We start from the raw sequence: 22,101 nt of genomic DNA, 5'->3' as shown, positions 1-22,101 counted from the left end.
AATCTACACCCACCTCGACAACAGCCATCTGCGACGTACCGTCGAGGAGCATCTGCCCGTCTGAATGGAAGAAAACAAGAGACGACGGAAAAAACAGGCGGAAAGGGAGGGCCGAAAGAGCCGGGAAAATCGAAAGGGAAAGGAGGGACGGCCCGGAACTGGAGCAGGGCTGGGTCCAAACGGCTCAAAACGGGACGAAACCGGATCGGAGCCGGGGCAAAGCCGGCGATCCGCAGTTACAACGGCCGGATCCGCGACTGGGGCGTAAGGCGCAGGGCCGCGTAGTCCAGCCCCGAGATCACCACCCAGACACCCCCTTCGGCCACCATTCGCGGAAGCAGTACGGCAAGATCTCCCCCCTCCGCCCGCATCCGTTCGAAGGCCGGTCGGCAATCCGCCGGGAAGTCCGCCACCAGCAGCCCCGCATAAAACTCCGTCGCCGCCAGCCGGTCGGGCATCGGACACTGTTCCACCAGAAAACTCCCGTCGGCATAAAAGGTGACCAACGGTTGGCGCAACACCCCCTGCGGCGTCCAGAGCAGATTAGAGGCTATCCTGCGGCGGAAGGGCTTTGCGGAAGAATTCATCGGCAAATATACGGATATTGAGCTGTTGCTCGTAGAGGCGATCTACGGCCGGAGCCGCCGGAAGCGTGTGCGTCAGCTTCAGATCCCGAACCGTGACGGAGGGCCGCTGCGCCTTCTCGCCGAAGGTCAGAAAATGGACATGAAGCCGCCGATGCGTCGTGTCGGTCGTAAACTGCCGCGTAAAACGCTCCTCCCGGTTGCGGCGGAGCATCGTCGTATAGGTCCCCGTCCGTGTGCTGTCCCGACGCTCCAGCCACATCAGGGCCTTCAGACCCCGCGGATTCCGGTCCAACGAATCAATCTCGTAGCGCAGCGACAGATCATACTCGCCAGGCTCGACATCCACCGTAAAACTCAACAGCGAGGTATCCCGAAGCGAGCGAACCCGAATCAGCGAATCCGAACGAAGCGTCTCCGTAAAGGTCCGCCGAGCCACGTTGTCGATCGTATCCAGAATGGCTACCTCCCGGTTGTAGATCTTCCCTTCGGCCTCCAGCAGGTCGATCGCACGCTCCACCACATCGCCCAGACGCGCACTCTTGCGTTTCGAAAAGTTGCCGATCGTATAGTGGACATCGTCGGTCGTATAGCCGTAGCGCGCAAAGATCGGTTCGTACAGACGCAGCGAATCCGTCGGAACCTTCTCCACATTGAGGTAGGCATTCGTCAGGAACGCATCGTGGAAGATCAACGCCAGTTCGTCGTCCGGAATGATCGTATGCCGGTTGCAGCCCGCCAGAAGCAGGCCCGTCAACGCATACAGCAGATATCGTTTCATCTTCATCATCGGGTTGTTTTCTTTATCATGCTGCGGACCGTCACGTTCGCAAGCAGCGCCGCTACCACCGCAAAGGCCGCCGCAACGACCACCAGATCCGTCATGCGGAACTCCACCGGATAGCTCTTCGTGAGGAAACTCTCCGCCGGAATCTCGATCAGACCCAGATGCTGCTGCAGAAGGCTCAACGTCACCCCTACGACCAGTCCGATCACACCCCCCAGGCCGCAGATCAGCAGCCCCTCGGTGCGGAAGATCGACCGGATCAGGTCCGTATCGGCTCCCAGCGCCCGCAGCGTCTCCACGTCGCCGCGCTTCTCGACGATGAGCATCGACAGCGCCCCCACCACCGAAAACGAGGCCACAACCAGAACCAGCAGCGCAATGAAGAAGATGCCCCACTTCTCATAGGTCATGATCCGGTAGAACGATGCCCGCAGTTCGTCGCGTGTCCGGACCTGGAACCCGTCGCCAGCCGATGCCGCGACCGCTTCGCGCGTCCGCTCGGGGCTGGCCCCCGGGGTCAGCCGGATCTGGACGGCCGAAACCCGGTCCGGCGTCTCGAAGAGCGACTGCGCCAGCCGCAGCGAGGTCAGCACGTAGGTCCGTTCCGTATCGAGGTCCAGCACGTAGACACCCCCCACGGGCTCCGTGCGGCGCGTATAGTTGTCCATCGGCAGCAGCGTCGAGAAACTCCCCCGGCGCACGGCGTACATCGTCACGTCGGCATCCGCCAGCGAGCGAATCCCCAGCATCCACGCCATCGACTGTCCGATGACCAGCCGCTCGAGATCGCCCAGGCGCACCCGCCACTGGCCCGTCACCACGGCATCCGACAGGTCGAAGACCTCGCCGTAGGAGTCATCCACGCCCCGCAGCGTCGCCGTGGCCTGGCGCCCCCCGTGTTCGAGCAGCACGCTCTGTTCCAGCGTGAGCGACAGGGCACCGACCCCCGGAATCCGCCGCAGCGCCGCCGTGTCGAGATCCGTCACCGAGAAGGTCTGACCCCGCCGCGGCGTTAGCGTCAACTCCGCATCAAAGGCCGAATACATCGACTTGACCAGCGTCTCGAATCCGTTGAAGACCGACAGCAGGATCACCATCGCCGCCACGGGAATCGCCACGGCAGCCACGCTCAACCCCGAAATCAGATTCACGACCGAACGTGAACGGGGTGAGAAGAAATATCGCCGGGCTATGTAGCGGGAAAGCATGGCAGACCGTGTCTCAGTCCTCCTTCAACGCCTTCTCGATGTGCTCGATATACTCGAGCGAGTCGTCCAGGAAGAACTGGATCTCCGGGATGTTCTTCAGCTGGTTGCGGATCCGCTGCCCCAGGGCCCGACGGATGAACCAGCTCTGGTGCTCGAAGCGCTCCATGAGCGCCTGGCTCTGCTCGAAGGGGAAGATGCTCACGTAGATCTTCGCATAGCTGAAATCCGGAGATACCCGGACGCCCGTCACCGTGACCAAGGCCCCGCGGACCAGCGAGGCCCCCTCCTTCTGGAAGATATCCGCCACATCCTTCTGGATCTGTTTGGCGATTTTCTGTTGTCGCGTTGTTTCCATAATTTCCTCGTTTTACAGTCCGAACTTGAATACCTCCTTGTTCTTCTCGCGTTTCGGCCGCGGCTTCCACGTCTCGAATCCCTCCTTGTTGAAGCGGTAGCTCAATCCGACGGAGATCGTCAGGTTGTCCAGCGGCGATCGCATCGGCGTCGTATAGAAGGGGTTCTCCGGCCCGTCGTCGGCATTGTCGTAGTAACGGTTGCGGTTGCGCACGATATCCGAATAGCCGAAGTAGTAGCGAACCCGGAAGTTCAGCTCGAAGCGCCGGATCAGAAACGCGATGCCGCCGCCACCCGCCAGACCGTAGCCCCAGCGGTTGTCGCGCGGCACCTTGAACGTATAGGTGCCCCCTTCGGTCCCCTTCTCACGCGTCTGCGTGTCGATGAAATACTCCTGCTCCCACGTCGACGAGAAGTTGTAGAAGAAGGTCGCCGCGGCCTCCAGATAGACCCGGACATGGTTCCGAAGCAGATAGACGTGCGGCTGCCACACCACCGGAAGAACCACCGAATTGATCCGTCGCGTATAGTAGAGATAGTTGGCCGTCTCCTTCTCGTCGACCTGCGAGGCGTTCGTCGCAAACGAATAGGCCTGCTGCTGGAACTCCAGATCGACGCCGAAGCCCCCCACGAAACGCTGATGACCGTAGTAACGCCACGTCAGACCCCCGCTGTAGAGACCCCAGAGCGCCCGCGTCTCCTGCTTCGGGTCAAATCGTCCGTTGCCCATGCCGTAGCCCCCGATGACGCCCAGCGTATGCTGCGAACTGGCCGCTTCGACGGCTAACAGTCCCGCCGCCGACAGCAGCCATATCCGCATATGTCGTCTTCCTGTCATGTTATCTGAAATTGCTGAACATGCTTCCGGCCGAACCGAAGCTACTGTTGTTCATATTCTGCGGCTGCTCCTTCTTCTTCGGACCCTCCTTGGCCCGCTTCTCCGCCTCACGGCGCAGGCGCTGGAGCTCCCGCTCGTCGAGCATCCGCGACAGCGACTGCATCGTCACCGGAGCAAAGATCCGGTCCATATCCATCGTGAACTCGATCTCCCAGTTGGTCTTCGTCGCAAAGGTATCCTCACCCTCCGCGTTGACATACATCTCGGCTCGCTCCGGCTGGCGACGCTCGACCAGATTGCCCGTATCCCACTTGCCGTTGCCGTTGCGGTCCTCGATGATGCGGAACTTGATCTCCCCGGCCGGCACGTAGTTGAACTGGATGTCGCCCGCAACAACGTCTCGCCGCTCCTGTTTCAGCGTCCCGCTCCCGTCGAGCAGCTGCACGATGTAGCGCATTTGCGGATCCCGGGCCGCAACGTGGATCTTCACCGTGGCGAACTTCTCCGGATCGTAGACCGTATATTTCCCCACGATCGAGTCGTTGGCGTAGCCCGCCACGTCGCGGAAAACACTGTCCGGGATCGTCAGCGTATACTGCCCCCCCGGAACCCAATCCGCACGCAGGTACCACCGCCTCAGCATCGCCGTGTCGTGGACCATGTGGATCGGGACATCCTCGATCGTATTGTCCTCCAGCTGCCGCGTCAGCAGCATCCGCGACGTGTCGGCCTCGACCAGCGGGTAGTCGAAGTCGATCGTCAGGTGGTTCTCCGGATTCAGATCCCCGGACGTCGGCATGTTGAAGACGAAGGGATTCTCCTGCTTCGGCTCCACAAACTCCTCGCCCGCCGTCTCGGCCTTCTTCCGGGCTCGCTCGATCTTCTCCCGCGCACGCTCCTGCTCCTTGGTCTCGATCAGCCGCCACGAAAGCTTCAGTTGCGTCGTGTCGGGCTGCAGGCGGTTCAGCGTATCGTGTTTCAGATAGACGAGCTGACCCTTGATCGTATCCGGAAGCTCGGCCGACGGAACGTTGAACCACAGCGCGATGGTATCCTTGCCGACGGTCTGCGGATCGACGATCACCCGATCCTCCGGAATGCTGTCGAATCGCAGCGACCGGATCACCGGATGCGCCGCCGAAAAGTAGAGCATCGCCTGGTGCTGCTTCGGACGCTGGCTCTCCGACAGCACCTGACGCTTGAAGGCCTGGTCGGTGAACATCCGGAAGTAAAGCTGCGGCTCGGCCGAGACGTACTGCCGGATCGAATCGTACCACATCGCAAAGTCGGGCATCTCGGCCGGATTCCACACCCCGTCGATGAAGCCCACCTGGTCGGTTCCCGGATCGTACATCTGGTTGTCGTTCTTGTCCTCCACGGCGTAGATCCGGTAGGGGATCGGCTTGAGGTTCTGCGCAATGAAGATGCCGTTGTTCTCCGCCCGCCCGATCACCGCCGGCTGGTAGTTGAAGAGCGTCGAGTCATACTCCGCCACATCCTTCACCGAATCGGCAGGGTAGAACCAGATGAACGACTTCGAAACCGAATCGGCCCGGTAACCGTCGGCCGTATAGCCCGACATGACCATCGAGTCGATCTCCGGGCCCGTCGAAAAGACGTAACGCATCGAATAGAGCGGATTGCCCTCGTTATTGTCACGGATCGCACTGCCGAAATTCAGCGCATAGGTCGTGTTCGGACGAAGCGTGTCCCGCATCTGGATCACGATGCCGCGGCCACGCATCGTGATCGTCGGCTTCTTCTTCATCTGCGGCGAGGTGAAGAACTCCTTCTGCTGGTCCTTGATCTGCACGAACTCGTTGAACTCGATGTAGATCTTCCCGTAGTTCACCGTCGGGACGTTCGTCGTGAAGTTGTCCGGAAGCATCGTCACGATCACCGGCGGCAGCGAGTCCCGAGGACCCCCCGTCGGCGTCATCGTGCTCGCACAGCGGCTCAGAAAGGCCGTGGCAAAGAGCAAAAACACGACCGCTCGCAGAAAATTCATCTTCCCGGCGCTATGGGGTGTCTCCCGTCTCATCATGGTTGTTGGTTTTGCTTTTCGGCCTCCGGATCATAGGTCGGATTGACCACCAGCCAGCCGTTCGTATCCGTCGCATCGTGCCACAGCCCCCGCCACGGCCGGAACACCAGCGCCGGGAAGGTCAGCGCATCCGTCTGCGTGAGATCCACCGTCTGCTGCGTATAGGCGTACATCCGGTCGCTGCGGTCCGCTACCACCACCATCAGACTCCCGGCACTGACCGACATCTTGTAAAGGCCCGTGCCGCTGTCGGCGTAGCCCCGGAAACTCGGGATCGTCCGCGTGTCGGTCGTGTCGGCCTTCGAGGTGATCCGACCGCTCACCGCATCGTCGTACGAGGCGATATACCACGCCGTCGTATCGGCCGCATAGGCGTAGACCTCCATCTTCGAGATGGCCGTCTCGGCGGCCCCCTCGCTCAGCTGCGCCTTCGCGTCCACGTAGCAGTCGCGGTAGACCGGCGGCGCATAGAATTCGTTGTAATAGCTCCAGTTGCCGTCCTTGTAGGAGTTGCCCTCCTTCCACGTCCGGAAGGTCAGAGCCACGTAGAGGTTCGGCAGATTCACCTCCACCTCCTGCTGCGTATAGGCGTAGAGCCGGTGGACCGGATCCACCGCCACGACCATCTGCGTCGGAGACCGCAGCTCGAGGCTCACCCACCCTGTCGTCCCCTCCCGCTCGTAGGGCGCCGACGTCGACACGGGCGTCGTGATCCGCTCCGAGGGCCGCCCCTTCAGGCTGATGACGCCGTTGAGCGCATCCTCGTAGCTCGACACCGTATAGAGCGCCGTATCGGCGTCGAAGGAGTAGGCCTTCAGCCCCTCGAACGGCGTGTAGGGATCCGTCGAAAGGGCCTGGGACAGCGGCTTGAGGATATAGTTCGTCCGGATCGAGGTGTCCTTGAAACACCCCGACGCCAGCAGCCCAAGTCCCGTCAGCAGTATGTACCCGATGCGTTTCATCCGGCGTGTTATCGTTTCTCTTCGTTGCGAAGCCGTTCCAACATCTCTCCCACGGTCAGCCCCGTCACCGGATGCCGCCGCTGGTGCATGATCTCGTTCAGCGGAACCAGCGCAAACTCCCGTTCGGCAAGCCGCGGGTGGGGCAGCGTCAACCGTTCGTCCGACAGCACCACGTCGTCGTAGAAGATCACGTCGATGTCGATCGGCCGCGAACAGTAGGCTGCACCCGACGTCGCCTTCTCGATGGCCTCCGCGGCCCGGTTGCGCCCCAGGTCCCGTTCGATCGCCTGGCAGGCGTCCAGCACCTCGTGCGGCGTGAGGTCGGTCGAGACCTCCAGCGCCTGGTTCGAGAAGCGCGTCGAGCTCCGGAAGCCCCACGCCTCGCTCTCGTAACGGTGCGAACAGCGCAGAACCGCGCCTACCCGCGAATTGATCAACTGTTGTGCCGTTTGGAGGGTCCGCTTCACGTCCCCCAGGTTGCCGCCCATTAACAATGCCACTCGTGCCATACCGTTACAAAGCTACAAATGTTTTATCATCTTGCTCACCGTGAGTGCAAAATGTGTGAATACGATCGTCGGATTCCCGTTCTGCGCGATCTGCACCCCCGCCCGCTCGATCTCCGCAATCAGCGGCTCGATGTTCTGCGTCCCGACGAACGGCGCAAATTTCGAGCAGAAGGCCAGCTCCTCGCCCCACAGGTAGCCGATCTGAGGAATCCCCGCATGGAGCATGAAACTCTCCCGCAGCAGCCGCGCCGCATTGCGCAGAAAGCCCTGCTGCTGCTCGCGCGAGAGCTGCGCCACCTCCTCGGCCCAGCCGATCAGTTCGAGGTGTTTGTCGTTATAGCTCAGACGCATCAGACTGCAGAAGAGATCGAAATACTCCTTGCGCAGCGCGTCGTTCTCGCCCGCCACCAGGTGCCCCAGTTCGAGCACGTCGCCCCCCGCCAGCCGCGCCATATTGTGCGCCTGCTGCGGATCGCTCACCCCCCGCCGCCGAGCCTCGGCCTCGAGCACCTCCGGCGTGATGCGCGGCACGGACACCTCCTGCGTCCGCGAGAGAATCGTCGGAAGCAGCCGGTCGGGACGTTCGCTCACCAGAATGAAGAGCGTCCGCTCCCAAGGCTCCTCCAGAATCTTCAGAATCTTGTTCGCCGCCTCCTCGTTCATCGTCTCCGGCAGCCAGACCAGCATCGTCTTGTAGTCCGACTCGAAGCTCTTGAACGACAGCTTGCGGATGATTTCGTCCGCCTCACGCGCCGAGATCATCCCCTTGAGCGTCTTGCCCAGATCCAGCCGGTCGTACCACTCCTGCGGCGAAAAGTAACCCCGCCGTTCGGCGAACAGCTCGCGGAACTGCGGCAGAAACTCGTCGCTCAGCATCGCCTCGCCCGACTTCTTGCCCTGCCGGTTGACCGGAAAGACCAGGTGCAGATCCGGATGGGCCAGCGCCTCGATCTGCCGGCAGTCCGGGCATTCGCCGCACGAGTCCCCGTCGTGGCGGTGGCGGCAGCAGAGGTACTGCACGTAGGCCACCGCCAAAGCCAGCGTCCCGTAGCCCGAGGCCCCGGTGAAGAGCTGCGCATGGCTCACCCGTCCGGCATCAACCGAGCGGGTCAGATGCCGTTTCAGATCCTCCTGTCCGATGATATCCGCAAAGCGCATCCCTTAACCCCGTTTCAGTACCGCGCGGAGCATGGCCCCCACGTCGATCCGCTCGCGACGGATCAGGTAGAGCCCGTACACCACAAAGATCACTATATTAAACGCATAGCCCGCAAACATATTGTCCACAAGGCGCGACATCGTCTCGCACAGCGCAAAGGCCGCCAGGGCCACGACGACATACTCCCAGATCCGTCCCCACGGATAGGGCGTCGGGAAGTAGCGGCGGTTGAGCCACCAGCTCACGGCAACCATCACCGATTCACTGGCCAGACGCGCCCAGGCCGCACCGTAGTAACCCCATCGCGGGATCAGGCCGAAGCCGAAGAGCGTCATGGCAACCAGTCCCGAACCCGTCACCACAATGGCCAGCGACGTCCGCTCCTCGCGTTTGTACCAGAACGAGAGGTTCAGCCACACGCCCGTCAGCACATTGGCCCCCAGCACCACCGGCAGGATGAAGATCCCTTCGCGGAAATCCCGCCCCACGATCAGCGCAAAGAGGTCGCGGAAGAGCGCGATGCCCAGAAAGATCACCATCGAGACCATGACGTAGTATTTCAGCGCCGCGGCGTTCATCGCCACGAAGTCCGATTTCTTGAAGTTCGACAGGAAGAAGGGCTCCGCCGCCAGCCGGTACATCTGGTAGAAGAGCATCATCACCACGGCGATCTTCGTGATGGCGCCGTAGACCCCCAGCTGGGCCATCGAGCCCTCCGGAACGAGGTATTTGATCAGCTGGCGGTCGATGAACTCGTTGGCCGTGCCGGCCAGCCCCCCGACCAGCAGCGGCAGCGAATAGGCGAAAACCGCCGCCAGAAGCGTCCAGTTGATCCGCGGAACGGTGCGGTTCGTGGTCGTCAGGATCGCCAGCCACGTCACTACGCTCGCCGCCAGATTGGCCACGAAAACCCATCCCACGCCGAAATCCGTCCGGAAAAGCCCCGCCGCTCCGAATCCGAAGGCCAGCACCACGTTCAGCACCACGTTCAGCGCCTTCAGCCCCACGAAGGTCATCGCCCGCCCCTGCTCGCGCAGCCGCGAGAAGGGAATGCAGCCCCACACGTCGAAGAGGATGATCAGCGCCACCCAGACGACATACTCCGGATGGGCCACGTAGGCCTCGCCCATGAGCGAGGCAACCCCTCCGCGGAAGAGCGTCATCAGAAGGAAGAAGACCGCCGCAGCCAGCGACGTGATGCCCCATGTCGTGGCGAAAAGACGCCGTTTGGCCCCCGCCACGTCACCCCCCGCCTCCTCGGCCTTGGCCGAAAAGCGGAAGTAGCTCGACTCCATGCCCATCGTCAGCAGCGTCAGCGCCAGCGGAATCAGCGCGTAGACGTCGGTGACGATTCCGTAGGTCTCCTGTCCGAACACCCGCGTATAGTAGGGCGTGAGCAGGTAGCTCAGGAAGCGCACCACGATGGTGCTGATGCCGTAGACGGCAGTCTGTTTGGCCAGTTTTTCGAGCATACTGAGGCTATATAGGCAGCAAAGATACAAATTTTAACCGGATTGCCCGCATCATTTCACCCCTCTTTCATGGAAAGAGGGGCACAATCGGGCCACCACCGTCCGGAACAGCACCGGAAGCACACCGCACAGCGCCGCACAACGGCCTGCAGACGAAAGAGATGAGTCGGGGAGGAGCGAACCGGAACCGGACTGCATGAAGACCGGACGTATGGCAACAGGACGGACTGAATGCGGGCCGAGGGGAAGGAGGGTAAAAAGACCGGGTACAGAAGACGGCGAGGGCCCAAGGAGAAACCGGAGAGAAAACCGGGGCAGGGGTCAGCACCGCCGGCAAAGGCATGCGACGTCGCCCGATCCGGCAACGTCGCCCGTAAGAAAACGCCTTACACGCAACTCCTCAGAGCCACTTCTTGTAGCGGAAGAACCAGATCGTCAGGATCGACGCGATGATCATCAGCGCGATGGCAAAAAGGTAACCCAGCGGAATGACCCAGCCGTTCGAAAGCGTCCACGTCCACTCCAGCTCGGGCATCGTCTTGAAGTTCATGCCGTAGATCGACGCGATGAGCGTCGCCGGCATGAAGATCACCGCAGCCACCGAGAAGATCTTCACAATGCCGTTCTGCTCGATGTTGATCAGACCCAGCGCCGCATCCTGGATGTAGTCCAAACGCTGGAAACTGAAGTCCGCATGGTTGATCAGCGAATTCACGTCCTTGATCATCAGCTGCAGACGCGGGTAGATATCGTTCGGAAAACGCTCCGAACGCAGAATGCCCGACAGCACCCGCTGCCGGTCGAAGATGTTCTCGCGCAACGACATCGTACTCTCCTGAAGGGCACTGATGCGGTGCAGTACCTCCTTGTCGATCGAATCCTCCGAGTTGATGTCCTTCGAAAGCGCCGCAACCTGTTTGGCAATCAGCTCCACCAGGTCGGCATCAAAGTCGATGCGCACCTCCAGCAGCGAGATGAACAGATGATAGCCCGTCGAGTAGCTCCGGTAGTTCATCTGAAGCCGCTTCTCCGTCTCGCGGAAGGTCCGGAACTCCGCATTGCGCACCGAAACCAGCACACCCTCGTTCGAGATGATGAACGAAACCGGTTCGACGATAAACGAATCACCCGTCGGGATGAAGAAGTTCGCATTCGAGACGATCGAATTCTCGTTCTCCGAGTATTTCGACGTCGACTCGATCTCCTCGACCTGCTGCTTGGTCTGAAGGCTGATCTCCATGAAATTCTCGACCGCCTTCTGCTCCTTGATCGTGGGAGACAACATGTCGATCCACAGAATGTCGTCGTAACCCAACTCGTCGAAGAGCTTCGTATCCGCATTCCGGATGATCTTGTTGTATTGTTTGAGGTAGATGGTTATCATGTAAGGCTCTCTAATCGTTGACAGTTCGTGAATCCCTGGACAGAGAGGCGGACCCCGTGGCCCGCGCTAACCTCTTCAGCCCGGATTGGTCCTCGGGGCCACCTTCAGGCCCGAGTCCCAGAACTTCTTGAGCGCCTTGTCTTTCTGATTGTCAAAAATGTAGTCGAAATGGGCCAGCCCTTCGTAGGCACCCCCCGCATCATCGGCATAGGGCGATTCGAGAATGGCCTCATAACCCCGCTCCAGACCGTAGGTCAGCGCATACTGCAGCGCCTCGACCGTCTCGGGCTCCACCTCCGGATGGGCCACCCACAGTGCAAAGGCCATCGGAAGATGCGCGTAGGGTTTCCACGCCTCGACGAGCGGATCGTCGCTTCCGAGCAGGGCATCGAGCGACGCCGGAACTCCGCCGACACAATACTCCGTAACCAGACGCGCGCTTTTCAGCGTCGGGTAGGCCGCAGCGGGGATCAGGGCGATGTCGGCCTGGCGGTCGACGAAACGTTGGAGGGATTCGGAAGGGGTAGACAGCAACAATTCCGCACGAAGGTTACCCTCGTGTCGGATACCATAAATGAATGGCGTCGTGCTCAGGCACGACACAACGGCTATACGCGGAACTGTGACCATCATCCATAAGGTATATAATGTTGGTTCGTGAAACAAAGGTACGATAAAATTCCGGAAATTTTTCCATATTTTTTGGAAAAAGTGCGTTCTCCTCTTGACAAGGGGGTGGCCGGTGTCGTATATTTGTCCTGCAATTCACAGGCTGAGACCTTCAGTCGGCAAGTTATAAACATGTGTCAATCCGCAATCCGCGAGATACTTGCCGCAAGTTATTCCAAATCATGAACAAATTGTAGACAACTTATCGACAGGTTGTCAACACAAAGGCCGTCGTTCGCTCCGGTGCCCCCGGACATACTGTCCGCTGCCCTCCGCCAAGCCGAATTTCCAACCCGCCGAGACTCCATCCGGACATCGTACCGCCCGGACTTCCAGCCACTCCCGATCCGTATCCGGAAGCCCCTCAGAACCCTCAACCGTCCCAGACAATTCCGAACCACTCCTCTAAAACCTTCATCCATGCAATTCTACAAGTATCCAGACGCGTACGCGCCCGTTGGAGCCGGGATACCGGCCATTTTCGGGCTTCAACTCGATGCGCCGGACAACATCGACCTCCGCATCCGCAAAACGGAGTCCAACCGACTCCTGGGCGGAAAACGCTTCGTCAATGTCTCCCGGGCCGACATCGACGTCGCCGCACGGATCCGGTCCGTCATGGCATTCACCCCCTCAACCGGCAAAACCGGCTTCAAATCAACGGACGGCCGCCTCATCCGGGCCTGTGTCGAGGCCCTGCACCCCGGCAGCGAGACCATCGAACTCACCTCCGAGACCCGGACCTTCATCCCCGGCGATCAAAGCACCCAATCCTCCGGACTGCGAACCGCAATGCCCCTCAACCGGCTCATCCCGGCCGGCGAAGCCGACGAAATCTCCCTCTTCAACAACAACGGCTGCACCCTCCTCGTCTCGGGATCCGGACGCGACTCGACCGTCGCCGAACAGTTCGAATCTTCGCAATACGGATGGCAGGTCTTCCGACTCAACACGGCCGATTTCCCCGACTGCGATACCATCACGGTCGACACGGGCATCGGTGAGAGCATCGTCTACACGGTGATCCCCGCCTCACAGAACGCCGTCAGACTCGCCTGGGAATCCCACACCGGAGCAATCGAACACTACTCCTTTCCCACGGTCCGCCAGACCTCGCTGCTCGTCGAAAAACTCCGCACCGAATCCCCCGAAGGGTATCTGGTCACCGCCGCCGAAACCCTCCGCAAGACAACCATCGTCTCGGCCTTCGAACGCCCCGAAGTGCTGGAACCCCTTGCCGAACTCACCTCGGCCCGCAACGTCTGGGCCCTGAAGAGGGACATCTACACCCCGATCGACATCCTGACCGATGAGGTCGTCATCCAACAGCACGGTACACTCTGCGCCCTGGAGCTGGCCTTTCGTCCCAAAACCGCCTCGTCATGGAACTGAAAATCGACGGACAGATCTGTGATCCGGGAACCGACCCGATCGCCGTCCCCGGATATGCGGCCACGGAGGCCGAATCCATCGAGGCCGCCCGCGAAGGGCGCTCTCTGACGCTCAAAATACCCTTCTCTCCCCGCAACAACTCCCTGCTCGGTTGGGCCGACGATGCGCAGACCGCCTTCCGGTTCAACGACACGACCCACTCCGCCGAACTCTCCTACGAGGGGGCCCGGCTGATCGAAGGGGCGGTCCGACTCCTCTCCGTCGAAGACGACAGCTACGAAATCGAAATCCGCAGCGGAGGCGCCGACTGGGCCTCACAGGCCTCCTGGCGCCAGCTGGACGACCTGCCAATCGACTGGAAAGCCCAACTGACCCCCACGATGATCTGCCAGAGCTGGACGAACGACTCGCCCGTCAAGTTCTTCCCCGTCCACCACGACCAGTACGAGCAGCAGAACAGCTCCACCGACCTGCTCCCCGCCGAACGCTTCCTTGCCGTGGAGGATTACCACCCCTTCCTCCACGTCGCATCGCTCGTCGACGAGATCTTCGCCCAGTCCGGCTATCAGGTCAAAAGCCGGTTCCTGGAGTCCGACCTCTTCCGCTCGCTCTACATGAGCGGCGCCTACGCCACCCGGGACACCACCGCCGCCGTCAACCGCATGGGGTTCGCCGCCCGAAGACTCGGTCCCGTCACCGCCGAGGCCAACGAGGTAGGACGCGTCGTGGCAAACCCCGACGCCATCGCCAACACCCTCGGCAATATCGTCGATACGGCCACCCCGCAGAGCATCGACGACGACGGCCAAGCCATCAGCGGCCTCTACAACAACGGAAACTGCTTCTCGACGGTCGACGGCAAGATCTGCTTCACACCCCCTTCCGAAATCACCGTCGGATTCGAGTACTACCTCAAATATACCACCTATCACCGAATCCTCTCCCGGGATCGCCTCATCGGTTTCAACACCATCTACCTCGGATCCGGATCCGAATTCCAGTTCACGCTGGCAAACCGATACCAAGACCAACGCGACAATATCGCCAGGAACATCACCTACCGGGTAATCGTCTTCGACCACAAGGATGGTGCCCAATACCGGTTGACCCTGAATCGGGGCGTCGCTCAGGACACCCTCTGGACCACCTTCTCCGCACGAACGGTCGTAATCAACAGCCCCGCGACGGGACAGCTATCCAACCTCAAACTGTCCGTCTACGAAAATGGACAGTGGGTCCCCTACACCGGAGACTGGGCTCTCTACAACGGATACATCGGCGAATACGGCACAACAACCGTCGAAGTCCGGCTCCGAAGCTCTCCGGAACAGGTATCGCCGACTTCTCCCAAGTATTTCAACCTCATCTACTTCGGCGGAGCCGAAGAGGAGATGAAGCTGACCCTGCACAAGGAGTGTTCGCTGAGGCCCGTCTTTCAACCCGGACCGGCGTTCGGCTCCTCGATCGACTTCACGGATGTCGCCCGCCACAACATCCGCCAGTCCGAACTGCTCGAGAGCCTCTTCCACCTCTTCAACCTGCGCTGTTACACCGAAGAGGAGACCCGCACCGTATGGATCGAACCCGAGGTCGACTTCTACGGCGCCGCGCCGGAGATCGACTGGAGCCGCCGCACCGACTTCTCACGCCCCGTCGTCCGCGAGCAGATCGCCCCCTCGGTCCACGAAAAACGGACCTGGAAATTCCTCGAAGGCGACGGCGCCGTCTCCCGGTTCAACTCCGAAGAGCAGACCACACTCGGCGCCTGGAGCTACGCATCCCCCTCGTGCGCCACGATGATGGGCGAGAAGACTCTCCGCAACCCGCTCTTCGCCCCGACGCTCAGCTCGACGGGACACTACCTGAACGCCCCCTCGGCCCGGCTGCTCCAGGTCGGGGACCGCGACGATGCCGAAGACGACGGCACGAACTTCACCCCGCGTATCGTCCGCTACGCCGGCGTCATCCCCCTGCCCGAGGACGAACGATGGGGATACCCCTCCGGACGCAACGAATATCCGCTGGCGGCATTCCTCTACCCCGGCGACGAATCGACCGAACCTTTCACCCTCGGATTCGAAGACCGCGACGGAGCCGAAGGCCTCCACCGGTACTACGACCGGCAGCTCCAGAGAGAGGCCATCGGCGAACGCGTCTCGCTCTGGATTCACATCGAACCCCATGAATTCGAGGAGCTGTTCTCGCCCGGAGTCGGCGGACCCGACATCCGATCCATCTTCCGCATCGACACCGGCAAGGGCATCGTCCGCGCCATTCTCCGACAAATCGACGAGTACGACCCCCGAAAAGCCTCGACCCGCTGCACCTTCGAACGCATCGACCAGTTATGACACGTCTCGACGAACAACTCTGCGAGGACCTCCTGCGCCAGGTGCGCGGCCTGACTCCCCGCCAGGCCGTCCTCGCGCTCTTCGAAAGCGGGATGATCGACCGCCGCGCCTGCGAACGCCGCGCCATCCGCGACGAAATCGAACGGCTCGAACGGCAGGGCATGCCCCGCTGCGAAGCCTTCGAGGTGGCAGCCGACCGCTTCTGCTGCTCCTACGAAAAAGCTCGAAACGCCTTTTACCTCCTTTCCAAACACTGAAAATCATGAAATCGGAAATCCAAATCAACAACGCCGCCGACGTGTGCCAAATCGACATCGAGGGCACGATCGGCATCCCCGAAGAGTGGCAGTTCGAAGATCCCGACGCACGGGTCGCCACCTATGAACGATTCCGCGACGCCCTGCGGCGCATCACCGAAATCGACGCCCCGCAGGTCATCGTCAACATCCGCTCGACGGGCGGCGACGTCAACGATGCCCTGCTGATCCTCGACGCCCTGCGCCAGCTCTCCGCACGCATCGTCACCCGCTGCTACGGATACACCGCCTCGGCTGCCACGATCATCGCCCAGGCCGCCTCGGAGGGGTGCCGCGAAATCTCGGAGAATGCCCTCTACCTGATCCACAACGCAATCTGCTCGACCGAGGGCAACGCCGCCGAAATCGCCTCCGAGGTCGAGCTGCTCCAGCAGACCGACGCCCGCATCGCCGCCGTCTACGCCTCGCGATCGGGACGCCCGGCCGAGGAGTTCCTCGCGCTGATGGGCGAAAACAACGGAAACGGACGCTGGCTCTCGCCCGAGGAGGCGATCGCCGCAGGGCTGGCCGACCGGGTGATCGAACCCGCCCGGACGGGCTCCTCCCTGGCGCAGAACCTCTCGCGGGGCTGGCAGCGGCTGCTCTCCGAACTGGGCGTCCGATCAGCACCGAAACGCGTCGCCGACCGAAACATCCTCCACTCGCAGGCCGAACTCCAGGAGCTGCACCGCCGTTCGTCGATCGCCGCCGAGGAGACCCGCCGCCGGATCGGTCCGACCCGCGTACTGCCGGTCGAAGACCCCTCGTTCGGCGACACAATCCGCTCGGCCAACGAACGCGCCTATGCCGAGGATGCCCGATGTTTCCGGAACTGACCCCGGCACCGCCCCGCGAAATTGCAAAAAAACGGGTCCTGCGCCCGCAACCGAATCATAAACCCTCAAAAACAAACAAACACCATGACCTATCTTGAAAATTCGAAGCAGTACACCGGTACCGATCTCGAGAACATCTTCTTCCGCCCGATTCTGACCGGGCAGTCGGCCAAGGAGTTGGGCGTACGCGTCCTCTACAACATGCCGCACAACGCCCACGTCCAGCTCTGGGACGGCCAGCGGAACATCCTCCAGAAGTTCACCTCGGCCGGCTGGAGCGGCAGCACCGCACCGACCCGAACCGAAAAGGCCATCGACATGAAGCGCGTGAAGGCCGAACTCGGATTCTCGGCCGCCGACTACTTCTCGATGGTCTACGAGAAGATCTCGTCGATCGTCGACGTCAACATGGAGGACCTCTCCGGAACGATCCTCGAGCAGGCCGAAACCGAACTCTTCCGCCAGGCCCTGGCCGAAAACATCCGCGCCACGATGTGGGCCGGGGACTCCTCGGCCGACGATGGCTACAACACCTTCGACGGATTCCTCAAACTCGTCCAGGACGGCGCCACCTCCGGATCGATCGAGGACTTCACCTACTCGGAGGAGAACCTCGCCCAGAACAGCTACGTCACCGAAATCTTCGACCAGCTCTGGAACAGCGCCGATCCCCGCATCCGCGACCTCAAGGCCGACGGTCAGCTGGCCTACTTCGTCTCCTCGGACCTCTGCTACCTCTACGAGAAGTATCTCGACGAGAAGGGCGTCGATGCCGCCTACATCGACTCCGTGAACGGCCGTCCGCAACTGGCCTACCACGGCATCCCGGTCATCGACGTGAGAATGGACAGCTATCTGGCCGAAACGTCGCTCCACCAGTCGTTCGCCCTGCTCACCGACCGCCGCAACCTGGTCATGGCCGTCAATACGGCCGACATGCCCGGAAACGAGGTGCGCATGTGGTACAACCCCGACGAGATGGAGAACCGTCAGCGCGCGGTCTTCATGGCCGGCTGCCTGCTCCTCGACGAGAAGCTGATCGGCTACGCCTACAAACAGTAACAACCCACACGGAGCCTCCCCGCCGCCGGACCCGCCGGGACGGGGAGCCCCTCCGAAATCCGCAAATACGTCATGAGCAAACCGAAACACTTCAAAACCGCCGTGGGCGTCGCCAACCGGACGGATCCCTACACCGTGCTGGGGTCGACGCGCGTCGAAAACGACCACTTCTGGCGTTGGGGCGACGACAACCTCTTCCCACAGGCCCTGGCCCTGATGGCCCGCCGATCGACCACCCACCGCCGAATCATCAACGACAAGGCCGACTACATCTCCGGCAAGGGCGTCATCTGCGACGAAGCCCGCCAGCCCGCCCTGGCGGAGTTCATCGGCCGCGTCAACGGCTCGGGCGAAACCCTGCGGCAGATCCTCAACAAACTGGCCTTCGACAAGGCGTTGTTCGGAAACGCCTTCCTCGAGGTGGTCACCGATGCCGACCACTCGTTCCTCTCGCTCTACCACCAGGACGCCTCGCGCTGCCGCGTCGCCCGCGACTCGCAGCACATCCTCCTCCACCACAACTGGGCCGCCTTCAAACCCGCCGAGGCACGTTCCCTGCCCCTCTACCCGACGTTCGAACCCCAGCAGGACGGAACCCTGCGCGCCATGATCCACTACAAGGACTACGAACCCACGTTCGAACACTACGGCGTGCCGCCCTACATCGCCGGATTCGGCGTCTCGGCCATCGCCTACAAGACCGACCGATGGAACATCTCGCGGCTCGACAACTCGTTCCAGTTGTCGGGCGTCATGATGCTCGACTCGACGGTCGACAACGAGGCCGAGGCCGAACGCATCGTCCGCATGGCCGAGCGCAAGTTCGCCGGGAATCCCGGACAGGTGATGTTTGTCATCCGCGACGGAGGCGACGACGACAACTCGCGATTCATCCCCATCACCTCACAGAACGAGGGCGACTGGCAGGCACTGCACGAACAGGCCGTCGGCGACATCGTCGTGGCCCACTCCTGGTTCCGCACCCTGAGCGGACTGGACTACGCCTCAGGATTCAACGCCGAACGCATCCTCCACGAGTACGAAGTGGCCCTCAACACGGTGATTCTGGCCGAGCAGGCCGAACTCACCGAGCCGATCCGCAGCGTCATCGGCACGATTCTGGGGGCAGACACCTCGTCGCTGCAGATCGTCAACCGCCCGCCGACCCGCTCGAAGCCCATCTACATGAAGGTCTGGGAGGCCCGCAAGGCCGACGGTCTGGACTACGACCCGGAGGATCCCCGACAGCAGTACTACCTCTCCGAAATCACCAAATACAACGTCACCAGCATCGGCTGACGGATTGCCGGGCGGTGGCTGCCGGTTTCAACCGGCGGCCGTCACCCGCTCCCCCGCACCGCAAACACCCCTTCACGCCATGAATACCCTCATCACCACCACCCAACTCCTGCAACAGGCCTTCGGAAGCGGCGAATACCTGCCGCCCGACACCTTCTCCGAGGCCGACATCGCCGCCGCCGAAGAGCGGTATCTTCTCCCCGTAATCGGCCCGGCACTCCACGAGCGGCTCCTCGCCGGCGACTATGCCGACCTGCGCGACAGCTACCTCGCACGGCCGCTGGCCCTCTTCACGCGGCTGATGCTCCAACCGCGGCTCGACATCCGCACCGGGCAGTGCGGCACCTCGGCCCCGAAAAGCTCCTGGGGCCAGCCTGCCGACGAAGAGGCCCGGCGCCGCCAGTGCCGGGCGCTGCGTGCCGAAGCCCGTTCGCTGCTGCACCGGGCCGTCAGGTACCTCGACCGCCACCGCGAAGAGTTCCCCGAATACCGCCCCGAGCGGAACATCCTGAAACGCTGCACGACCGATGGAGGCTTTGTACAGATTCGTTAGCGGCATCGCGGCTGGAATTGCCGCGCTGTTCGCCCCGATCCAGCCGCTGGTCATCACGACGATGCTCTTCATCGGCGTGGATTTCCTCTCGGGGGTCTTCGCCGACCGGGCCGCCGCCCGGCGCGAAGGTCGGAAATGGTATTTTGAAAGCTGCAAGGCCTGGCGCACGGTCCTCAAGACGGCTCTCGTCCTGACGGCCATCGTCATGGCCTGGCTGATAGATCGCTGCGTGCTGGACTTCATGCAGCTCAATCTGGCCAAGCTCTTCACGGGATTCACCTGCGGCGTAGAGTTGTGGTCGTTCCTCGAGAATGCCGCCCAGCTCTCCGAAGCACCGCTCTTCCGCCGGCTGCGCCGCTATGCCAGACGCCGGATGGAGAAAGAACTGCAAATCGACGAAAAAGAGGATGGCACGAGGACTCGATAACCGCAATCCCGGCAATATCCGCCGTTCGAAGGTCCGCTACCGGGGCGAGGTGCGCCCCTCGCGCGACCCCGACTTCAAGCAGTTCGAAACGCTGGCCTGGGGCTATCGGGCCATCTTCGTCCTGCTGGACACCTACCGCGTCCGCTACGGGCTCGACACCATCCGCGGGATGATCTCCCGCTGGGCCCCGCCCTCGGAGAATCATACCGAGGTCTACATCCGCGCCGTGGCCGCCGATACGGGCATCGACCCCGATGAGCCGCTCGACACGCGCGACGCCGGAACGATGATCCCGCTGGCGGCGGCCATCTCGCGCGTGGAGAACGGGGCTCCGGCCGACATACGGCAGGTGGCCGACGGATGGGAGCTTTTTCTGTCACCCGAATGACTTTTTTTCGTCTGTTTTGATTATCTTGCAGGTATGAAAATCGCCTGCCTGCTGGATCGGCTCAATCGGATGCCGATGGTCAAGCTCCTCGCACCCTTCGCCGCGGGGATTGCCTTGGCCGGAGTGTACGAACTGCCCCTGTGGTTTCTCGCAGGGGCTTTCGTCTGTACGGGCATCGTGGCTCTCCTCTTCCGTTCGGGAGCGGCCGCCGTGGCGATGCTCCTCACGTCGGGATTCGCCGCGGCACAACTCCGGACTCCCGAAATTTCGGTCCCCCGGGAGGTGTACACCCTCTACGAAGTCGTCGTGGAGGGATTTCCCGTCGAACGGGAGCGCTATTCGGTCGCCGATGCCGCAGTCACGGCCTGGCGCGACCCGGCGAATGGCCATTGGCACGCTTCGGAGAGCCGGATCCGGCTCTATGCCGATTCGTTGATCCGGCTTCGGGACGGAGAGCGGATCCGCTGCCGGGGTTGTGTGAGGCCGTTCCAGGGCGGAGCCGAGAGCTACCGGCAGCTGATGGAACGGAGGGGTTATGCCGGAACGCTGTGGATCGGAGAACGGGCGGTCCTCGACCGGGAGGAGCCCCGGGGTGCCTCCCTGCACCGCCGGGCTGTCGAACGTCTCGACCGTCTGCCGATGGCTCCCGAAGCCCGGGCCGTCGTCGAGGCGATGGCTGCGGGCGAACGGCGCGGAATTCCCGCCGAACTCCGCACTGTCTACTCCCGAAGCGGTTTTTCGCACCTGCTGGCCGTATCGGGGCTCCATACGGGGATTGTCTTCGTCGTGGTGAACGCCCTGCTTTGGTGGCTGCCCCTGCTGCGGCGCGGGCACCTCTGGAAGAACCTTCTCGCAGCGGCGGCCATCTGGCTCTTTGTCGCCGCGGCCGGATTCCCGCCCAGCGCCATACGGGCCGCCGTGATGTGCACCTTCCTCCAGGCCGCACTCGCCTCCGCGTCGGAGTATGTCGGAATGAATGCCCTGGCCCTGGCGGCCTTCGGGATGCTGCTCTGGAATCCCAATTGGATCGGCGACCTGAGTTTCCTGCTCTCGTTCCTCGCCGTCGCAGGGATTCTCCTCTGGGGTGTGCCCCTCTGCCGCAGGTGCCGGACCCGCCACCGATGGCTGAATGCCGTGAGCGACGCCTACGTGATCGGGTTGACGGCCACACTGGCTACGGCTCCGCTCGTCTCGCACACCTTCGGCATAGTTCCCCTGGCCGGGCTGGTCGTCAATCCGGTGGCCATCCTGCTGGCCGGGGTCGTGGTATTCGGCGGTGCGCTCTGGATGCTCCTGCCCGTCGGATGGCTTGCGCCGCTCTTCGGGCTGGTGACGGGCAAGGCCGCCGAAGCGGTCAACTTCCTGGCCCGGGCGACCGCCGCACTGCCCGGAGGCACAACCGACTATACGCTCGAAAAGGCTCCCACCATACTCCTCTATGCGGTTTTCCTCCTTGCAACGCTCGCCGCAGGGTGCCGGGAACCGAAAAAAAGCCTACCTTTGCGTCCGTAAAACAAACGCTTTCGA

At 62.0% G+C, this 22,101-nt stretch carries 22 protein-coding genes; 10 read left to right on the top strand and 12 right to left on the bottom strand.

Annotated elements, in window-relative coordinates; all coding sequences use genetic code 11:
* Positions 1-236: 236 nt before the first annotated feature.
* The 12 genes from B5E60_RS11015 to B5E60_RS10960 form a co-directional block, all read right to left on the bottom strand.
* Entirely contained in the window at positions 237-587 is a 351-nt protein-coding gene (locus B5E60_RS11015) for a hypothetical protein (RefSeq protein ID WP_087311567.1), read from the bottom strand.
* Positions 544-1,371, bottom strand: a complete 828-nt coding sequence (locus B5E60_RS11010) for a DUF4296 domain-containing protein (RefSeq protein ID WP_232009123.1) — start codon at positions 1,369-1,371, stop codon at positions 544-546. The genes B5E60_RS11015 and B5E60_RS11010 overlap by 44 nt, the downstream gene beginning before the upstream one ends.
* Positions 1,371-2,579, bottom strand: coding sequence for an ABC transporter permease (locus B5E60_RS11005; protein WP_087311565.1), 1,209 nt, complete (start codon positions 2,577-2,579; stop codon positions 1,371-1,373). The genes B5E60_RS11010 and B5E60_RS11005 overlap by 1 nt, the downstream gene beginning before the upstream one ends.
* A gap of 13 nt (positions 2,580-2,592) precedes the next feature.
* Positions 2,593-2,934, bottom strand: coding sequence for a 30S ribosome-binding factor RbfA (gene rbfA, locus B5E60_RS11000; protein WP_087311563.1), 342 nt, complete (start codon positions 2,932-2,934; stop codon positions 2,593-2,595).
* A 12-nt stretch (positions 2,935-2,946) separates the two neighbouring features.
* On the bottom strand, positions 2,947-3,771 hold the full coding sequence (locus B5E60_RS10995) for an outer membrane beta-barrel protein (RefSeq protein ID WP_087311561.1): 825 nt from the start codon (positions 3,769-3,771) through the stop codon (positions 2,947-2,949).
* Position 3,772: 1 nt separating this feature from the next.
* Positions 3,773-5,779, bottom strand: a complete 2,007-nt coding sequence (locus B5E60_RS10990; RefSeq protein WP_239403318.1) for an Ig-like domain-containing protein — start codon at positions 5,777-5,779, stop codon at positions 3,773-3,775.
* Positions 5,780-5,811: 32 nt separating this feature from the next.
* On the bottom strand, positions 5,812-6,777 hold the full coding sequence (locus tag B5E60_RS10985; protein WP_087311559.1) for a hypothetical protein: 966 nt from the start codon (positions 6,775-6,777) through the stop codon (positions 5,812-5,814).
* 8 nt (positions 6,778-6,785) lie between these two features.
* On the bottom strand, positions 6,786-7,286 hold the full coding sequence (gene folK / locus B5E60_RS10980; RefSeq protein ID WP_087311557.1) for a 2-amino-4-hydroxy-6-hydroxymethyldihydropteridine diphosphokinase: 501 nt from the start codon (positions 7,284-7,286) through the stop codon (positions 6,786-6,788).
* A 12-nt stretch (positions 7,287-7,298) separates the two neighbouring features.
* On the bottom strand, positions 7,299-8,444 hold the full coding sequence (locus B5E60_RS10975) for a DNA polymerase III subunit (protein ID WP_087311555.1): 1,146 nt from the start codon (positions 8,442-8,444) through the stop codon (positions 7,299-7,301).
* A 3-nt stretch (positions 8,445-8,447) separates the two neighbouring features.
* Positions 8,448-9,917 (bottom strand): oligosaccharide flippase family protein, encoded by a 1,470-nt coding sequence (locus B5E60_RS10970; RefSeq protein ID WP_087311553.1) that lies wholly within the window; start codon positions 9,915-9,917, stop codon positions 8,448-8,450.
* A gap of 400 nt (positions 9,918-10,317) precedes the next feature.
* Entirely contained in the window at positions 10,318-11,301 is a 984-nt protein-coding gene (locus B5E60_RS10965) for a magnesium transporter CorA family protein (protein WP_087311551.1), read from the bottom strand.
* 75 nt (positions 11,302-11,376) lie between these two features.
* Positions 11,377-11,934: an MqnA/MqnD/SBP family protein gene (locus tag B5E60_RS10960; protein WP_143260744.1), complete on the bottom strand. Its 558-nt coding sequence runs from the start codon at positions 11,932-11,934 to the stop codon at positions 11,377-11,379.
* 456 nt (positions 11,935-12,390) lie between these two features.
* Here B5E60_RS10960 and B5E60_RS10955 point away from each other — a divergent pair, with 456 nt between their 5' ends.
* The 10 genes from B5E60_RS10955 (at position 12,391) to B5E60_RS10910 (ending at position 22,086) form a co-directional block, all read left to right on the top strand.
* Positions 12,391-13,362 (top strand): hypothetical protein, encoded by a 972-nt coding sequence (locus B5E60_RS10955; RefSeq protein WP_087311547.1) that lies wholly within the window; start codon positions 12,391-12,393, stop codon positions 13,360-13,362.
* Positions 13,353-15,713, top strand: a complete 2,361-nt coding sequence (locus B5E60_RS10950; RefSeq protein ID WP_087311545.1) for a hypothetical protein — start codon at positions 13,353-13,355, stop codon at positions 15,711-15,713. The genes B5E60_RS10955 and B5E60_RS10950 overlap by 10 nt, the downstream gene beginning before the upstream one ends.
* Complete coding sequence (locus B5E60_RS10945; RefSeq protein WP_087311543.1) at positions 15,710-15,970, top strand: hypothetical protein; 261 nt, start codon at positions 15,710-15,712, stop codon at positions 15,968-15,970. Before B5E60_RS10950 ends, B5E60_RS10945 begins: the two co-directional genes overlap by 4 nt.
* Positions 15,971-15,975: 5 nt before the next feature.
* Complete coding sequence (locus tag B5E60_RS10940; RefSeq protein WP_087311541.1) at positions 15,976-16,845, top strand: Clp protease ClpP; 870 nt, start codon at positions 15,976-15,978, stop codon at positions 16,843-16,845.
* Between the two features lie 84 nt (positions 16,846-16,929).
* On the top strand, positions 16,930-17,907 hold the full coding sequence (locus B5E60_RS10935) for a hypothetical protein (RefSeq protein ID WP_087311539.1): 978 nt from the start codon (positions 16,930-16,932) through the stop codon (positions 17,905-17,907).
* A gap of 72 nt (positions 17,908-17,979) precedes the next feature.
* Positions 17,980-19,206, top strand: coding sequence for a phage portal protein (locus B5E60_RS10930; protein ID WP_087311537.1), 1,227 nt, complete (start codon positions 17,980-17,982; stop codon positions 19,204-19,206).
* 79 nt (positions 19,207-19,285) lie between these two features.
* Positions 19,286-19,759: a DUF6712 family protein gene (locus tag B5E60_RS10925; protein WP_087311535.1), complete on the top strand. Its 474-nt coding sequence runs from the start codon at positions 19,286-19,288 to the stop codon at positions 19,757-19,759.
* A complete protein-coding gene (locus tag B5E60_RS10920; protein WP_087311533.1) occupies positions 19,734-20,186 on the top strand; it encodes a phage holin family protein in 453 nt (150 codons plus the stop codon). Before B5E60_RS10925 ends, B5E60_RS10920 begins: the two co-directional genes overlap by 26 nt.
* Positions 20,167-20,574 carry a structural protein P5 gene (locus B5E60_RS10915; RefSeq protein WP_087311531.1) on the top strand — a complete coding sequence of 136 codons (408 nt, stop codon included), beginning with the start codon at positions 20,167-20,169 and terminating at the stop codon, positions 20,572-20,574. Before B5E60_RS10920 ends, B5E60_RS10915 begins: the two co-directional genes overlap by 20 nt.
* A 33-nt stretch (positions 20,575-20,607) precedes the next feature.
* Entirely contained in the window at positions 20,608-22,086 is a 1,479-nt protein-coding gene (locus tag B5E60_RS10910) for a ComEC/Rec2 family competence protein (protein WP_087311530.1), read from the top strand.
* The last annotated feature ends 15 nt before the right edge of the window (positions 22,087-22,101 follow it).

Source organism: Alistipes sp. An116 (assembly GCF_002161005.1).
GTDB classification, from domain to species: Bacteria; Bacteroidota; Bacteroidia; order Bacteroidales; family Rikenellaceae; genus Alistipes; species Alistipes megaguti.
The sequence above is the reverse complement of the archived record's forward strand: the minus strand, read 5'-3'. Positions and strand labels throughout refer to the sequence as shown.

Excerpts from the sequence above, each read along its gene's own strand:
- B5E60_RS11015 (WP_087311567.1), bottom strand. The coding sequence starts at position 587 with ATGAATTCTTCCGCAAAGCCCTTCCGCCGCAGGATAGCCTCTAATCTG.
- B5E60_RS11010 (WP_232009123.1), bottom strand. The coding sequence starts at position 1,371 with ATGAAGATGAAACGATATCTGCTGTATGCGTTGACGGGCCTGCTTCTG.
- B5E60_RS11005 (WP_087311565.1), bottom strand. The coding sequence starts at position 2,579 with ATGCTTTCCCGCTACATAGCCCGGCGATATTTCTTCTCACCCCGTTCA.
- rbfA (WP_087311563.1), bottom strand. The coding sequence starts at position 2,934 with ATGGAAACAACGCGACAACAGAAAATCGCCAAACAGATCCAGAAGGAT.
- B5E60_RS10995 (WP_087311561.1), bottom strand. The coding sequence starts at position 3,771 with ATGACAGGAAGACGACATATGCGGATATGGCTGCTGTCGGCGGCGGGA.
- B5E60_RS10990 (WP_239403318.1), bottom strand. The coding sequence starts at position 5,779 with ATGAATTTTCTGCGAGCGGTCGTGTTTTTGCTCTTTGCCACGGCCTTT.
- B5E60_RS10985 (WP_087311559.1), bottom strand. The coding sequence starts at position 6,777 with ATGAAACGCATCGGGTACATACTGCTGACGGGACTTGGGCTGCTGGCG.
- folK (WP_087311557.1), bottom strand. The coding sequence starts at position 7,286 with ATGGCACGAGTGGCATTGTTAATGGGCGGCAACCTGGGGGACGTGAAG.
- B5E60_RS10975 (WP_087311555.1), bottom strand. The coding sequence starts at position 8,444 with ATGCGCTTTGCGGATATCATCGGACAGGAGGATCTGAAACGGCATCTG.
- B5E60_RS10970 (WP_087311553.1), bottom strand. The coding sequence starts at position 9,917 with ATGCTCGAAAAACTGGCCAAACAGACTGCCGTCTACGGCATCAGCACC.
- B5E60_RS10965 (WP_087311551.1), bottom strand. The coding sequence starts at position 11,301 with ATGATAACCATCTACCTCAAACAATACAACAAGATCATCCGGAATGCG.
- B5E60_RS10960 (WP_143260744.1), bottom strand. The coding sequence starts at position 11,934 with ATGATGGTCACAGTTCCGCGTATAGCCGTTGTGTCGTGCCTGAGCACG.
- B5E60_RS10955 (WP_087311547.1), top strand. The coding sequence starts at position 12,391 with ATGCAATTCTACAAGTATCCAGACGCGTACGCGCCCGTTGGAGCCGGG.
- B5E60_RS10950 (WP_087311545.1), top strand. The coding sequence starts at position 13,353 with ATGGAACTGAAAATCGACGGACAGATCTGTGATCCGGGAACCGACCCG.
- B5E60_RS10945 (WP_087311543.1), top strand. The coding sequence starts at position 15,710 with ATGACACGTCTCGACGAACAACTCTGCGAGGACCTCCTGCGCCAGGTG.
- B5E60_RS10940 (WP_087311541.1), top strand. The coding sequence starts at position 15,976 with ATGAAATCGGAAATCCAAATCAACAACGCCGCCGACGTGTGCCAAATC.
- B5E60_RS10935 (WP_087311539.1), top strand. The coding sequence starts at position 16,930 with ATGACCTATCTTGAAAATTCGAAGCAGTACACCGGTACCGATCTCGAG.
- B5E60_RS10930 (WP_087311537.1), top strand. The coding sequence starts at position 17,980 with ATGAGCAAACCGAAACACTTCAAAACCGCCGTGGGCGTCGCCAACCGG.
- B5E60_RS10925 (WP_087311535.1), top strand. The coding sequence starts at position 19,286 with ATGAATACCCTCATCACCACCACCCAACTCCTGCAACAGGCCTTCGGA.
- B5E60_RS10920 (WP_087311533.1), top strand. The coding sequence starts at position 19,734 with ATGGAGGCTTTGTACAGATTCGTTAGCGGCATCGCGGCTGGAATTGCC.
- B5E60_RS10915 (WP_087311531.1), top strand. The coding sequence starts at position 20,167 with ATGGCACGAGGACTCGATAACCGCAATCCCGGCAATATCCGCCGTTCG.
- B5E60_RS10910 (WP_087311530.1), top strand. The coding sequence starts at position 20,608 with ATGAAAATCGCCTGCCTGCTGGATCGGCTCAATCGGATGCCGATGGTC.